Genomic DNA, 12,691 nt, shown 5'->3' with positions numbered 1-12,691 from the left:
AACTCCTGCTGCTCTCCAATTTGCTTGCGCTGGCTGCGCAACGTCATCCCAACAAACCAGGCCGCGCCGCCGGCGAAGAGCGCTGCTATCCAGGTCGGGACATCGCCCCAGTCGATGTCACTCATGCTCACGGACCACACCGTAGACCCGACGTCTGACAGCTCTCGCATGAGTCAGTTGTAGTTCGCCGTCCGGGGCGGCTGCCCCCGGCCCTTCTCGTTGACGAAGTGGAGCACTCACCGGTCACCGAGGCTCAGCGACACCACTCGCCTGGTCGAATGGTCCTCGCGGTCCTGGCGCATGCCCATCCACGCCGCTGGCGCGTAGAGCTCAGCACGGCAGGGCCTTTCGGCGAGCTGTTCGACAATATGCATCTCGTCCATGGGGCTGGTGACGTACGCGTTCACTGTGATGTCGTCCCTCGCTTCAGTGTGAGCCCCGCCTCTCGTCGACCGGCGGCCTTCGGACACGCCCCTGAACGTCCCAGGAACGACGCGTCCCGCGCGGTCACTCATCCGTACCCCAGAGGCCACGGGTTCCGAGGGGGACTTTGGGAAGCTCCTGGTCGTCTTTCTCAGCCTCGAAGAAGTCCAGCTCCGTGGGGTCCAGGTCCAGCGCCGCGCAGACCTCCTCATGAAGCATGACGAAGGCCATGAACCTCTCCGTCTTCCAGTCCTCGTAGTCGTCCCTGCTGCTCCCGCTGAAGGCGGAAAGTTTGAGGTCGAACACGTCGTCTGCCCAGCTTCGGTACCAGTCGAAGACGTAGTTCGCCGCCTCGGCGACGCCCTCATCCCCTAGTTCTCCCAGCTTGTCGGTGGCCACGCGGGCGACGGACGCAGCGCGGAGGCACATCGCCGCATTGCCGGTCGGGAAGCCGGCGGAGGAGAACCCGACTGCCGAGACCAGATCGGAGATGGACTTGTGCCACCCGGTCATCTCGTTCTGGAACAGCCGGTACGCCCGGATGAGACCGGCTCTCGGGGAAGGATCCTCGGGCGCCACGCGGTTGGGGTCCGAGAGCCGTAGCAGCTCCTTGTAGTGGAACATGGCCTGGCGGTCGACGTCTCCGCGATCGAAGCGGGTGTGGCAGTTCGGGCATAGGACGATCATGTTGTGGAAATCGTGCCTCTGGACGCGGTGCCAGGGCACGATGTGCGCGATCTCCAGAGGGGTCGCGCGGCACGTCGGTATCGCGCACCGGTGGCCGACCTCGACGAAGAGCTGCCGGGCTAACGGGCGAGGCACCTTGGTGCGGTTCGTGGCCATGCGGGAAGCGTAGTAGGCGCCACGGACAGCGCGACCGGGCACGGCGAGACCTTCCCTCCGGCCGAAGAGAAGGGCGCTTCACGGCCCATGCGTATATGGCTCGGGCGTGTCTGGTGGTGCTCTTCTAGCGCTGAGCCCAGTTGTGTTCACGAGCCGAGGGCGCGACGTCTTCAAGGATCACAGAGAGTCCCAGAAGAGTGCACTGATGATCCGTAGCTGCAACAGCACTGGTCGTCTCCGTCTTAAGGCGCGAGCAGACCAACCAGCAGGATCCGTACTCGGGGCTGTACGAGTGGTACGTGAAGACGGAGACGCCAGGGGCGGAGTCCGCCCCTGGCTGAGGTCTACGACCGCTGGCACCTGTCCCGTCCGCCGAAGACCGGGGAGCCGTGTGCCGAGCACAGCAGCAAGACTCGCACCCTGATGCCCGGCGCCGACCACGGCAAGGGCAAGCGCTGGCAGGTCCGTTGGCGTGATGTCAGCGGGAAGCAGTACAAGGAGAACTTCGCCAGGCGCAGCCAGGCGGACGTTCGCGCCGCGACCATCGAGGCCGACCTCGCCCGCGGCCTGTACGTCGACTCGACAGCCGGCAAGGAGAGCTTCCGGGCTGTTGCCGAGCGCTGGCGGACCTCGGCCGTTCACCGCGACGGCACTGCCTCCCGTGTCGAGAGGGCGCTGAGGCTCCACATCTACCCGACCTTCGGTGACCGTCCGATCATGAGCATCCGGCCCTCAGAGGTACAGGCGTGGGGCAAGGACCGGTCGCAGGTCGTTGCGCCGTCCACGCTCCGTACGACGTACGCCTACCTCGGCACCGTGATGTACACGGCCGTACGGGACCGGATCATCGCGCTCAACCCCTGTTCGGGCGCCAAGATCCCGGAGGTGCGCAGGGCGGAGATCATGCCCCTGCACCCCGACGCGATGCGCGCGCTGATCGAGGCGGCGCCCCGAGAGATACCGCGCCATGATCCTGCTCGCCGCGGCCTCGGGACTGCGGCAGGGCGAGGTGTTCGGGATGGAAACGGACTGCGCCGACTTCCTGCGCCGCGAGGTGGTCGTTCGGCAGCAGCTCGTCACGTCCGACAAGGGTGACCGCGAGGAGACCCCCGAGTCGTACCTCGGTGAGCCCAAGACGCACGAGAGCTGTCGAACCGTGCCGCTGGTTGGCTCGGCCGTCGACGCGCTCGCCGCGCATCTTCAGCAGTACCCGGCCGCACTGGTCGAGATTGAGGACCGGACCGACCCGCGCAAACCGCGCCGCCGCAAGGTGCAGTTGCTGTTCACGAGCGGCCGGACCGACGTAATCAAGCGTGCGAACTGGGCGCACGTCCGGGGGCGCATGGAGATCAGGGCGAAAAGGCACTGACGAAGGCGCACGGCGATGCGTACGCGGCATGGGTCCAGCGAGGCCCGCCGACGGGGGAGGACCCCACCCTCGTCCAGGTGCCGGACGGCGGGAGTACGCATGACCTGCGCCACTGCTATGCCTCGGCGCTGATCAAGCACCGGGAGAGCGTGAAGGACGGTTCAGCGCTGGTTGGGCACTCGAAGCCGTCGATCACGCTCGACACGTACACGCATCTCTGGCCCGACGACGAGGACGCAACGCGGGCAGCCGTCGAGGCAGTCCTCGGCGATGTGCCCCCGTTGTGCCCTGTCAAGCTGGCCTAGCGAAGTTTCAGCAGGTCAGAGGCTCTGCTCAGCGGTAGTTCACGAACTGGATCGCGAAGTCGAAGTCCTTGCCCTTGAGCAGTGCCTGGACGGCCTGCAGGTCGTCCCGGCTCTTCGAGCTGACGCGCAGTTCGTCGCCCTGCACCTGTGCCTTGACGCCCTTGGGGCCCTCGTCCCGGACGACCTTCGCGACCTTCTTGGCGTTCTCCTGGGAGATGCCCTCCTGGACGGAGGCGAAGAGCTTGTACTCCTTGCCGGACAGCTGCGGGTCGCCCTCGACGTCCAGCGACTTGAGGGAGATCCCGCGCTTGATCAGCTTGGACTGGAAGATGTCGAGGATCGCGAGAACGCGCTCCTCGCCGCTCGCCTGCATGAGGATCTTCTCGCCCGACCAGGAGATCGAGGCGTTCGTGCCCTTGAAGTCGTAACGCTGCGAGATCTCCTTCACGGCCTGGTTGAGGGCGTTGTCGACCTCCTGCCGCTCGACCTTGGACACGATGTCGAAACTGGAGTCGGCCATGACTAGTGGCTCCTTGCTCGGATGCTGGGGGATACAGCCCAAAGCCTAGGGGGTGAGCCGGGGCCGGAACCGCTGATCAATCCGGTGGCGGAGCACCCCCGGGGATCAGGTATCGTTTACGTCGTTGCCACAGAACACCGCAGCAGAGCGGGGCTCCACGGCAGCGATCTCATGGCGATGTGCCCGAGTGGCCAATGGGAGCGGACTGTAAATCCGTCGGCTTAGCCTACCCAGGTTCGAATCCTGGCGTCGCCACGTGAAGAAGGTCCCCGGTGTTCGCACCGGGGACCTTCACTCGTTTCCGGCGGCCCTTCCCGCCGACCCCTTCCCGGGGCCCGGTTCAGTTGCCCGCCACGTCCTTCACCGCGACCGACAGCGGCGTCGAACCCGCGACCAGTTCCAGGGTCAGACCCGCCGTCGCGGGGGTCTCCAGGAGTTCGGCGATCGTCGCCGCCACGTCGTCCCGGGGCACCGGACCCCGGCCCGTCGCGGCGCCCAGCCGGACCGTGCCCTTCCCCGCGTCGTCCGTCAGCGCCCCCGGCCGCAGGACCGTCCAGTCCAGCGCCGGGCGCGACCTGATCTCGTCGTCCGCCGCGCCCTTCGCCCGCAGGTACGCGTCGAAGACCTCGTCCCCCGGATGCCCCGCGTCCGCCCCCATCGACGAGACCACGACGAACCGCCGCACCCCCGCCCGCTCCGCCGCGTCGGCGAACAGCACCGCCGCCGCCCGGTCCACCGTGTCCTTGCGGTCCGCCCCGCTGCCCGGCCCCGCGCCCGCCGCGAAGACCGCCGCGTCCGCGCCCCGCAGCGCCTCCGCGACCTCCGCGACCGACGCCGACTCCAGGTCCAGCACCACGGGCTCCGCACCCGCCTCCCGCAGGTCCTCCGCCTGTTCCGGTCTGCGGACGAGCCCCACGGGTTCGTGCCCGGCGGCCGAGAGCAGCCTCTCCAGTCGCAGGGCGATCCGTCCGTGTCCTCCAGCGATGACGATGCGCATACTCACGACCGTACGACGGGACCGGCCGGAGGGCTCCCCGGCTCCGGCGGACGCTCCGGCCGCGCCTGCCTCGGCAGGTCGAGCGCCGCCGCCGAGTCGCAGTACTCCCGCACCGCGCTCGTCCGCGCCACCACCCGCCCCCGGTGCACCACGATCCGGCTGTACGCCAGCGACAGCACCCCCGAGAGGCGCCCGCCCCGCACCGCCACCAGCTCCGCCGGGAAACCGGCCTCCACCCGCACCTCCGGCAGCCCCATCACCGCCCGCGCCTCCGTGCTCACCGCCCCGTACGCCTCCTCCGCCCGCAGCCCCCCGAGCGAGGCCAGCAGATACGCCGCCTCCAGCGGATCGCCCCGCCCCACCGGGTTCGCCACGTCCCGCAGCGCCCCGCTGCCCGCCGCGACCCGCACCCCCGCCGCCCGGAGCAGCCGCACCGGGGCCACCCCGCGCCGCTCGGTGTTCCCACAGCCGCCCTGCGGCAGGCACACCACCGCCACCCCCGCCGCCGCGAGCCCGTCGGCCGCCCGCCGCGCCGCCTCCAGCGGCAGCCGTCCGAGCCCCGCGCCCGGCCCGATCGCCACCCCGGGCCGCAGCCCCCCGGCCATCGCCGCGAGCCGCGCGAGGCGCGCCGGGTCCCCGCCGTCCGTGTGCAGGTCCACCGGGACACCGTGCTCGGCGGCCACGTCGAGGACCGCCTCCACGTACCCGGAAGGGTCGGGGTCGAGGTCCGGGCAGCCGCCGACCACGCCCGCGCCCATCTTCACCGCGTCCCGCAGCATCGCCAGGCCGTCCGCGCCCGCCACCCCGGTGAGCAGCCGGGGCACGGCCACGGCGGTCAGGTCCACGAGCCCGCGCAGCGAGCGCCGGGCCTGGAGCACCGCCTTGAGCGGCCCGAGCCCCTGCACGTCCCCGGTCCGCACGTGCGCGCGCAGCGCGGTCGCCCCGTGGCCGAGCTGGAGCAGCGCCGCCTCGGTGGCCCGCCGCTGCACCTCGTCGGGGGCGTACGAGACGGGGCCGGGGGAGTCGGCGGAGAGGGCGGTGTCGGCGTGGGCGTGCGGTTCGGCGGCGGCGGGCAGCAGCAGATAGCCGGTGAGGTCGACCCGGGCTCCGACGGCGGTGAGGCTCCCGGCGGTGCCGACGGCCTCGATGCGACCGCCGGCCATGCGGACGTCGACGGTCCGTCCGTCGGTGAGCCGGGCGTGGGAGAGCAGGAGCGAGGTCGTGTCGGCGGTGGTGGCACCGTCCTCGGGCGGCGGCTGGGGCTGCTTGCTGTCGGCTGACATCGGGCTCCTCAAGGCTCCTCAAGATCAAGATCACGCAGCGTGGGCCCGAGCCTAGGGGCGCCCGGACCGACCTTCGGGGAGGAACGCAATAGTCGTACCGATGAGGCCACGAGTGGCGTACGAGACACCTGAGGACGCCCTGGTGGGGACCCCCGTAGGGGTACCGGGAAACGGATTTGGGTGATGGGCCGCAGACCGTGTAATGTCTTCCTCGCTCGCCCCAATAGCTCAGTCGGTAGAGCGTCTCCATGGTAAGGAGAAGGTCTACGGTTCGATTCCGTATTGGGGCTCTGGTGAGAGGGATTCCGCTTTCGGGCGGGATCCGGATCATCAAAGCGGTGTAGCTCAGTCGGTAGAGCAAGCGGCTCATAATCGCTGTGTCACCGGTTCAAGTCCGGTCACCGCTACACACGGTAGCCGATTGCGGGGTCGGTCCTTCGATCGGCTACCCTTTTATGCGTTCATCCGTCCCACCGTCCGTCCAAGGAGCACTCACGTGGCTGCCACCGACGTCCGCCCGAAGATCACGCTGGCCTGCGTGGAGTGCAAGGAGCGGAACTACATCACCAAGAAGAACCGGCGTAACGACCCGGACCGACTGGAGATGAAGAAGCACTGCCCTCGCTGCAACTCTCACACGGCGCACCGCGAGACGCGCTAACCAGGCTCGTACACGAGGCCGTCCCCATCCGGGGGCGGCCTCGTGTCGTTTGTCGGCAACAGATCCAGGAGGTACGAGCCCATGGCGCTCGACCAGTCCTTCGTGGGCCGGACCTATCCGCCCACCGCGCCCTACGAGGTCGGCCGCGAGAAGATCCGCGAGTTCGCCGAGGCGATCGGCGACGCGCATCCCGCGTACACCGACCCCGAGGCGGCCGGGGCGCTCGGGCACCCCGACGTGATCGCCCCGCCCACCTTCGTGTTCTCCATCACGTTCAAGGCGGCCGGAGCGGTCGTCGAGGACCCGCAGCTCGGCCTGGACTACAGCCGCGTCGTGCACGGGGACCAGAAGTTCGCCTACACCCGGCCCGTCCGCGCCGGGGACCGGCTCTCGGTCACCTCCACCATCGAGGCGATCAAGTCCCTCGCGGGCAACGACATCGTGGACATCCGCGGCGAGGTCCACGACGCCTCCGGCGAACACGTCGTGACCGCCTGGACCAAGCTCGTGTCCCGCGCACCCGAGGGGGCCTGACCATGACCGCGAAGATCGCCTACGACGAGGTCGAGGTCGGCACCGAGCTGCCCTCGGGCACCTTCCCCGTGACGCGCGCCACGCTCGTCCAGTACGCCGGGGCCTCCGGCGACTTCAACCCCATCCACTGGAACGAGAAGTTCGCGGTGGAGGTCGGCCTCCCCGACGTCATCGCCCACGGCATGTTCACCATGGCCGAGGCGGTCCGGGTCGTCACCGACTGGGCCGGTGACCCCGCCGCCGTCGTCGAGTACGGCGTCCGCTTCACCAAGCCGGTCGTGGTCCCCGACGACGGGACCGGCGCCGTGATCGAGGTCGCGGCCAAGGTCGCCGCCAAGCTGGACGACCGGCGGGTCCGCGTCGACCTCACCGCGACCTGCGCCGGTCAGAAGGTCCTGGGCATGAGCCGGGCCGTGGTCCGGCTCGCCTGACGGTCAGGTCCTCCCGGGGCCGGGTCACCTACTGGATCAGTAGGTGACCCGGCCCCGGGGCGTAACCTTGAGCCCGTGCAGCTCCTCGACGACGCCCCCCTCGCCCCCCTGACCACCTTCCGGCTCGGCGGGCCCGCCGCCCGGCTCGTCACCGCCACCACGGACGACGAGGTGGTCGCGGCCGTCCGCGAGGCCGACGAGGCCGGGACGCCGCTCCTGGTCGTCGGCGGCGGCTCCAACCTCGTCATCGGGGACGCGGGCTTCGCCGGCACCGCGCTGCGCGTCGCCACCACCGGCTTCACCCTGGACGGCACCCGGCTCGAACTCGCCGCCGGTGAGGTCTGGACGGACGCCGTCGCCCGGACCGTCGAAGCCGGACTGGCCGGGATCGAGTGCCTGGCGGGCATCCCCGGCTCGGCGGGCGCCACCCCGATCCAGAACGTCGGCGCCTACGGGCAGGACGTCTCCGCCACCGTGACCGAGGTCGTCGCGTACGACCGGCGCACCGGGGAGACCGTCACCCTCGGCAACGCCGAGTGCGCCTTCTCGTACCGGCACAGCGTCTTCAAGGAGCACCCCGAGCGGTACGTGGTGCTGCGGGTCCGCTTCGAGCTGGAGGACGCGGACGGGATGTCCGCACCCCTCAAGTACCCGGAGACCGCCCGCGCCCTCGGCGTGGAGGCGGGGGACCGGGTGCCGCTGGCGAAGGCCCGCGAGACCGTCCTCGCCCTGCGCGCGGGGAAGGGCATGGTCCTGGACCCGGAGGACCACGACACCTGGTCGGCCGGGTCCTTCTTCACCAACCCGGTCCTCACGGCGGAGGAGTACGAGACGTTCCTCACCCGCGTGGCCGGGCGGCTCGGCGCGGACGTCACCCCGCCCGCCTACCCGGCGGGCCCGGACGGCGCGGTGAAGACCTCCGCCGCCTGGCTGATCGACCGGGCCGGATTCACCAAGGGGTACGGCACCGGGCCCGCCAGGATCTCCACCAAGCACACGCTCGCGCTCACCAACCGGGGCGCGGCGACCACCGAGGACCTGCTCGCGCTCGCCCGCGAGGTCGTCGCCGGGGTCAGGGACGCCTTCGGGATCACCCTGGTCAACGAGCCCGTCACCGTGGGCGTCAGCCTCTAGGGGACGCGGCCCGGGCTCCCGGGGGTCAGGCCGCGATCCAGTCGTCGATCCCCGCGAGCAGCTTCGCCCGTACGTCCTGAGGGGCCGCAGAGCCCCGCACCGACTGCCGGGCCAGCTCCGCCAGCTCCTCGTCGGTGAAACCGTGGTGCCGCCGGGCGATCTCGTACTGCGCCGCGAGCCGCGAACCGAAGAGCAGCGGGTCGTCCGCGCCCAGCGCCATCGGCACCCCCGCCTCGAAGAGCGTCCGCAGGGGCACGTCCTCGTGCTTCTCGTACACCCCGAGCGCCACGTTCGACGACGGACAGACCTCGCAGGTCACCCCCCGCTCCGCGAGCTTCCGCAGCAGCCTGGGGTCCTCCGCCGACCGCACCCCGTGACCGATCCGGGCCGCCCGCAGATCGTCCAGGCAGTCCCGTACCGACGCCGGTCCCGTCAGCTCCCCGCCGTGCGGGGCCGCGAGCAGCCCGCCGTCCCGCGCGATGGCGAAGGCCCGGTCGAAGTCCCGCGCCAGGCCCCGCCGCTCGTCGTTGGAGAGCCCGAAGCCGACCACGCCCCGGTCCGCGAACCGCACCGCGAGCCGGGCCAGCGTCCGCGCCTCCAGGGGGTGCTTCATCCGGTTCGCCGCCACCAGGACCCGCATCCCCAGGCCCGTCTCCCGCGAGGCCGCGTCGACCGCGTCGAGGATGACCTCCAGAGCCGGAATGAGCCCGCCGAGATGAGGGGCGTACGACGTCGGGTCGACCTGGATCTCCAGCCACCCCGAGCCGTCCCTGACGTCCTCCTGGGCCGCCTCGCGCACCAGCCGCTGGATGTCCTCCGGGGAGCGCAGACAGGAGCGCGCGATGTCGTAGAGGCGCTGGAAGCGGAACCAGCCCCGTTCGTCGGTCGCCCGCAGCTTCGGAGGCGTACCGCTCCTGAGCGCCTCGGGGAGGCTCACCCCGTACTTGTCGGCCAGTTCGAGCAGGGTCGAGGGCCGCATCGAACCGGTGAAGTGCAGGTGCAGATGGGCCTTGGGCAGGGTGCTGAGATCGCGGTAGACATGCTCCATCGGCCGATCCTGCCGCACCCGAACGGACGAGAACACCCCGTTTCCCCGATCGGGACCTCGCTAGAACGCAAAAACGGGCCCCGGTTCCGGAGAACCGGGGCCCGTCGGAGCCGTCGTTCGGCGGACCTGACTCAGTCGGTCGCCTCGGCCAGCAGCTTCTGCAGCCGGGACACGCCCTCCACCAGGTCCTCGTCGCCCAGCGCGTACGACAGACGCAGATAGCCGGGGGTGCCGAAGGCCTCGCCCGGGACGACCGCGACCTCGGCCTCGTCCAGGATCAGGGCCGCCAGCTCGACCGAGGTCTCGGGGCGCTTGCCGCGGATCTCCTTGCCGAGCAGCGCCTTCACCGACGGGTACGCGTAGAACGCGCCCTCCGGCGTCGGGCAGTACACGCCCTCGATGTCGTTCAGCATCCGCACGATCGTCTGACGGCGCCGGTCGAAGGCGGCCCGCATCTCCGCGACGGCGTCCAGGTTCCCCGAGACGGCGGCGAGCGCGGCGACCTGCGCGACATTGCTCACGTTGGAGGTGGCGTGCGACTGCAGGTTCGCCGCGGCCTTCACGACGTCCTTCGGGCCCACGATCCACCCGACGCGCCAGCCGGTCATCGCGTACGTCTTCGCCACACCGTTGACCACGATGCACTTGTCGCGCAGCTCGGGGACGATCGCCGGGAGCGAGGTGAACTTCGCGTCGCCGTAGACCAGGTGCTCGTAGATCTCATCGGTGAGGACCCACAGGCCGTGCTCGACGGCCCAGCGGCCGATCGCCTCGGCGTCCGCCTCGCTGTAGACCGCGCCGGTCGGGTTCGACGGCGACACGAAGAGGACCACCTTGGTCCGCTCCGTGCGGGCCGCCTCCAGCTGCTCCACCGAGACGCGGTAGCCGGTGGTCTCGTCGGCCACGACCTCGACCGGGACACCGCCCGCGAGCCGGATCGACTCCGGGTACGTCGTCCAGTACGGCGCCGGGACGATGACCTCGTCGCCCGGGTCGAGGATCGCCGCGAACGCCTCGTAGATCGCCTGCTTGCCGCCGTTGGTCACCAGGACCTGGGAGGCGTCGACCTCGTAGCCGGAGTCGCGCAGCGTCTTGGCGGCGATGGCGGCCTTCAGCTCGGGCAGCCCGCCCGCCGGCGTGTAGCGGTGGTACTTCGGGTTCTTGCAGGCCTCGACGGCCGCGTCGACGATGTAGTCCGGGGTCGGGAAGTCGGGCTCACCGGCGCCGAAGCCGATCACCGGGCGCCCGGCGGCCTTGAGGGCCTTGGCCTTGGCGTCGACGGCGAGGGTGGCGGACTCGGAGATCGCACCGATGCGGGCGGAGACCCGACGCTCGGTGGGAGGGGTAGCAGCGCTCATACGGCCCATGGTCCCAGACCGGCTCAGGCCCCGGCACACAGGTTTCACGGACCGGACAGGAGCGGGCATTACCGGTCGTACGCGCGCCCCGCGGCAGGTCGGTCGCGGTTCCTGTTCGACGCGGGGCCCTCCGAGCACGTATGCTCACTGCTCGTTGGCCCGGACCGATCACATCTCACGATGCGGTAGGTTGGGGGCACCAACAAAGGGTCGTAGCTCAATTGGTAGAGCACCGGTCTCCAAAACCGGCGGTTGGGGGTTCAAGTCCCTCCGGCCCTGCTACACACACCGCCAGGTGTTGTGCGCATGTACGTACTTCATTGCACCGTCGTGCGGCTCCACCCGGGCGCGGCACGGCCGACCCGGAATCAGGTGAGAGATCGTGACGGACGCCGTAGGCTCCATCGACATGCCTGATGCCGATGACGAGAACGCCGAGTCGACGAAGAAGTCCCGCAAGGGCGGCAAGCGCGGCAAGAAGGGCCCCCTGGGCCGTCTCGCGCTCTTCTACCGACAGATCGTCGCGGAACTCCGCAAGGTCGTCTGGCCCACGCGCAGCCAGCTGTCGACGTACACGACCGTGGTGATCGTCTTCGTCGTCATCATGATTGGCCTCGTCACCGTGATTGACTATGGCTTCCAGGAAGCAGTCAAGTACATCTTCGGCTGACTTCTTGTTCCACCCCATCTGTATCGCAGGAAGAAGCAGCCACCGTGTCTGACGCGAACCTGAACGACGCCTCCGAGTCCGCGCCCGTCGAGGACGAGCTGGACATCGTCGAGGCCGCCGAGGAGGACCAGGCGGACGCTGCGGACGACATCGCAGGCGAGGACGCCGAGGGCGCCGCTCTCCCCGTCGAGGACGAGGACGAGCAGGACACCGACGAGGACGTCGAGGTCGCCGAGGGCGACGAGGACGAGACCGTCGAGGCCGAGGAAGAGGCTGTCGACTCCGAGGACGTCGAGGCCGAGGACGCCGAAGAAGCCGAAGAAGAGGCTGTCGACTCCGAGGAAGAGACCGAGGAGGAGGCCGAGCCGGCCGCTCCGGTCGACCCGGTCGCCGCGCTCCGCGAGGAGCTGCGCACCCTGCCCGGCGAGTGGTACGTCATCCACACCTACGCGGGCTACGAGAAGCGCGTCAAGGCCAACCTGGAGCAGCGCGCCGTCTCGCTCAACGTCGAGGACTTCATCTACCAGGCCGAGGTGCCCGAGGAAGAGATCGTCCAGATCAAGGGCGGCGAGCGGAAGAACGTCAAGCAGAACAAGCTCCCCGGCTACGTCCTCGTCCGCATGGACCTGACGAACGAGTCGTGGGGCGTCGTCCGCAACACCCCCGGTGTCACCGGCTTCGTGGGCAACGCGTACGACCCGTACCCGCTGACCCTGGACGAGATCGTCAAGATGCTCGCCCCGGAGGCCGAGGAGAAGGCCGCCCGCGAGGCGGCCGAGGCCGAGGGCAAGCCGGCTCCGGCCCGCAAGCTCCAGGTGCAGGTCCTGGACTTCGAGGTCGGCGACTCGGTCACCGTCACCGACGGCCCCTTCGCCACCCTCCAGGCGACCATCAACGAGATCAACCCCGACTCGAAGAAGGTCAAGGGCCTGGTCGAGATCTTCGGTCGCGAGACCCCGGTCGAGCTCAGCTTCGACCAGATCCAGAAGAACTGATCCACACAAGTTTCCGACCAGGTCAGAGCAGCTCTCGCAGCCGCTCTGACCTGCTCGGTTTTTAGCCGCGCGTGTATACCCGTTATCGTTGTGCGGTATGCCTCCGTCCGGATGACCGGA

General features: G+C 69.8%; 14 protein-coding genes, 4 tRNA genes and 1 pseudogene. 13 read left to right on the top strand and 6 right to left on the bottom strand.

Annotated features, from left to right (window positions below; translation table 11 throughout):
* Positions 1-507: 507 nt before the first annotated feature.
* Positions 508-1,266 carry an HNH endonuclease gene (locus ACFXGN_RS26125; protein ID WP_384863726.1) on the bottom strand — a complete coding sequence of 253 codons (759 nt, stop codon included), beginning with the start codon at positions 1,264-1,266 and terminating at the stop codon, positions 508-510.
* A 423-nt stretch (positions 1,267-1,689) separates the two neighbouring features.
* Between ACFXGN_RS26125 and ACFXGN_RS26120 the strand changes: the two are divergent.
* The 3 genes and pseudogenes from ACFXGN_RS26120 to ACFXGN_RS26110 form a co-directional block, all read left to right on the top strand.
* Positions 1,690-2,121 (top strand): annotated as a pseudogene (locus ACFXGN_RS26120) (site-specific integrase); the annotation flags it as partial.
* A gap of 112 nt (positions 2,122-2,233) precedes the next feature.
* A complete protein-coding gene (locus ACFXGN_RS26115; RefSeq protein WP_384863920.1) occupies positions 2,234-2,635 on the top strand; it encodes a hypothetical protein in 402 nt (133 codons plus the stop codon).
* A gap of 77 nt (positions 2,636-2,712) precedes the next feature.
* The gene (locus ACFXGN_RS26110) at positions 2,713-2,940 is read left to right on the top strand and encodes a hypothetical protein (RefSeq protein WP_384863724.1); all 228 of its coding nucleotides are present in this window, start codon (positions 2,713-2,715) and stop codon (positions 2,938-2,940) included.
* 28 nt (positions 2,941-2,968) lie between these two features.
* Here the strand turns inward: ACFXGN_RS26110 and ACFXGN_RS26105 are convergent, their stop codons facing one another.
* The gene (locus ACFXGN_RS26105) at positions 2,969-3,460 is read right to left on the bottom strand and encodes a YajQ family cyclic di-GMP-binding protein (RefSeq protein WP_351792955.1); all 492 of its coding nucleotides are present in this window, start codon (positions 3,458-3,460) and stop codon (positions 2,969-2,971) included.
* Positions 3,461-3,633: 173 nt separating this feature from the next.
* On the opposite strand from ACFXGN_RS26105, the gene ACFXGN_RS26100 reads away from it, so the two are divergent.
* Positions 3,634-3,715: transfer RNA gene (locus ACFXGN_RS26100), tRNA-Tyr, on the top strand.
* Positions 3,716-3,800: 85 nt separating this feature from the next.
* Here the strand turns inward: ACFXGN_RS26100 and ACFXGN_RS26095 are convergent.
* Both ACFXGN_RS26095 and ACFXGN_RS26090 read right to left on the bottom strand, forming a co-directional pair.
* Complete coding sequence (locus ACFXGN_RS26095) at positions 3,801-4,457, bottom strand: SDR family oxidoreductase (protein WP_384863721.1); 657 nt, start codon at positions 4,455-4,457, stop codon at positions 3,801-3,803.
* A 2-nt stretch (positions 4,458-4,459) separates the two neighbouring features.
* The gene (locus ACFXGN_RS26090; RefSeq protein WP_384863719.1) at positions 4,460-5,740 is read right to left on the bottom strand and encodes an amidohydrolase family protein; all 1,281 of its coding nucleotides are present in this window, start codon (positions 5,738-5,740) and stop codon (positions 4,460-4,462) included.
* Positions 5,741-5,957: 217 nt separating this feature from the next.
* On the opposite strand from ACFXGN_RS26090, the gene ACFXGN_RS26085 reads away from it, so the two are divergent.
* From ACFXGN_RS26085 to ACFXGN_RS26060, 6 genes are all read left to right on the top strand, one after another.
* Positions 5,958-6,030 (top strand) — tRNA-Thr (locus tag ACFXGN_RS26085).
* A 44-nt stretch (positions 6,031-6,074) separates the two neighbouring features.
* A tRNA-Met gene (locus tag ACFXGN_RS26080) sits at positions 6,075-6,147 on the top strand.
* Between the two features lie 89 nt (positions 6,148-6,236).
* Positions 6,237-6,401: a 50S ribosomal protein L33 gene (rpmG, locus tag ACFXGN_RS26075; RefSeq protein ID WP_006604855.1), complete on the top strand. Its 165-nt coding sequence runs from the start codon at positions 6,237-6,239 to the stop codon at positions 6,399-6,401.
* An 81-nt stretch (positions 6,402-6,482) separates the two neighbouring features.
* A complete protein-coding gene (locus tag ACFXGN_RS26070) occupies positions 6,483-6,935 on the top strand; it encodes a MaoC family dehydratase N-terminal domain-containing protein (protein ID WP_384863716.1) in 453 nt (150 codons plus the stop codon).
* 2 nt (positions 6,936-6,937) lie between these two features.
* The gene (locus ACFXGN_RS26065; RefSeq protein WP_384863713.1) at positions 6,938-7,366 is read left to right on the top strand and encodes a MaoC family dehydratase; all 429 of its coding nucleotides are present in this window, start codon (positions 6,938-6,940) and stop codon (positions 7,364-7,366) included.
* Positions 7,367-7,441: 75 nt separating this feature from the next.
* On the top strand, positions 7,442-8,500 hold the full coding sequence (locus tag ACFXGN_RS26060; RefSeq protein WP_384863710.1) for a UDP-N-acetylmuramate dehydrogenase: 1,059 nt from the start codon (positions 7,442-7,444) through the stop codon (positions 8,498-8,500).
* 25 nt (positions 8,501-8,525) lie between these two features.
* Here ACFXGN_RS26060 and ACFXGN_RS26055 read toward each other — a convergent pair whose 3' ends face one another.
* A complete protein-coding gene (locus tag ACFXGN_RS26055; protein WP_384863708.1) occupies positions 8,526-9,548 on the bottom strand; it encodes an adenosine deaminase in 1,023 nt (340 codons plus the stop codon).
* Positions 9,549-9,679: 131 nt separating this feature from the next.
* A complete protein-coding gene (locus ACFXGN_RS26050) occupies positions 9,680-10,906 on the bottom strand; it encodes a pyridoxal phosphate-dependent aminotransferase (protein ID WP_384863706.1) in 1,227 nt (408 codons plus the stop codon).
* A gap of 206 nt (positions 10,907-11,112) precedes the next feature.
* Here ACFXGN_RS26050 and ACFXGN_RS26045 point away from each other — a divergent pair.
* The 3 genes from ACFXGN_RS26045 (at position 11,113) to nusG (ending at position 12,571) form a co-directional block, all read left to right on the top strand.
* Positions 11,113-11,185 (top strand) — tRNA-Trp (locus ACFXGN_RS26045).
* 103 nt (positions 11,186-11,288) lie between these two features.
* Positions 11,289-11,576 (top strand): preprotein translocase subunit SecE, encoded by a 288-nt coding sequence (secE, locus tag ACFXGN_RS26040; RefSeq protein ID WP_366439670.1) that lies wholly within the window; start codon positions 11,289-11,291, stop codon positions 11,574-11,576.
* A gap of 44 nt (positions 11,577-11,620) precedes the next feature.
* A complete protein-coding gene (gene nusG / locus ACFXGN_RS26035; protein WP_384863703.1) occupies positions 11,621-12,571 on the top strand; it encodes a transcription termination/antitermination protein NusG in 951 nt (316 codons plus the stop codon).
* Positions 12,572-12,691 lie beyond the last annotated feature (120 nt).

Origin of the sequence: Streptomyces sp. NPDC059247, assembly GCF_042754005.1 — a bacterium.
In the GTDB taxonomy this organism is placed as follows: Bacteria; Actinomycetota; Actinomycetes; order Streptomycetales; family Streptomycetaceae; genus Streptomyces.
This window is presented reverse-complemented; position numbering and strand designations above follow the sequence as displayed.

Coding starts and splice junctions, on each gene's coding strand:
- ACFXGN_RS26125 (WP_384863726.1), bottom strand. CDS start 1,266: ATGGCCACGAACCGCACCAAGGTGCCTCGCCCGTTAGCCCGGCAGCTC.
- ACFXGN_RS26115 (WP_384863920.1), top strand. CDS start 2,234: ATGATCCTGCTCGCCGCGGCCTCGGGACTGCGGCAGGGCGAGGTGTTC.
- ACFXGN_RS26105 (WP_351792955.1), bottom strand. CDS start 3,460: ATGGCCGACTCCAGTTTCGACATCGTGTCCAAGGTCGAGCGGCAGGAG.
- ACFXGN_RS26095 (WP_384863721.1), bottom strand. CDS start 4,457: ATGCGCATCGTCATCGCTGGAGGACACGGACGGATCGCCCTGCGACTG.
- ACFXGN_RS26090 (WP_384863719.1), bottom strand. CDS start 5,740: ATGTCAGCCGACAGCAAGCAGCCCCAGCCGCCGCCCGAGGACGGTGCC.
- ACFXGN_RS26070 (WP_384863716.1), top strand. CDS start 6,483: ATGGCGCTCGACCAGTCCTTCGTGGGCCGGACCTATCCGCCCACCGCG.
- ACFXGN_RS26065 (WP_384863713.1), top strand. CDS start 6,938: ATGACCGCGAAGATCGCCTACGACGAGGTCGAGGTCGGCACCGAGCTG.
- ACFXGN_RS26055 (WP_384863708.1), bottom strand. CDS start 9,548: ATGGAGCATGTCTACCGCGATCTCAGCACCCTGCCCAAGGCCCATCTG.
- ACFXGN_RS26050 (WP_384863706.1), bottom strand. CDS start 10,906: ATGAGCGCTGCTACCCCTCCCACCGAGCGTCGGGTCTCCGCCCGCATC.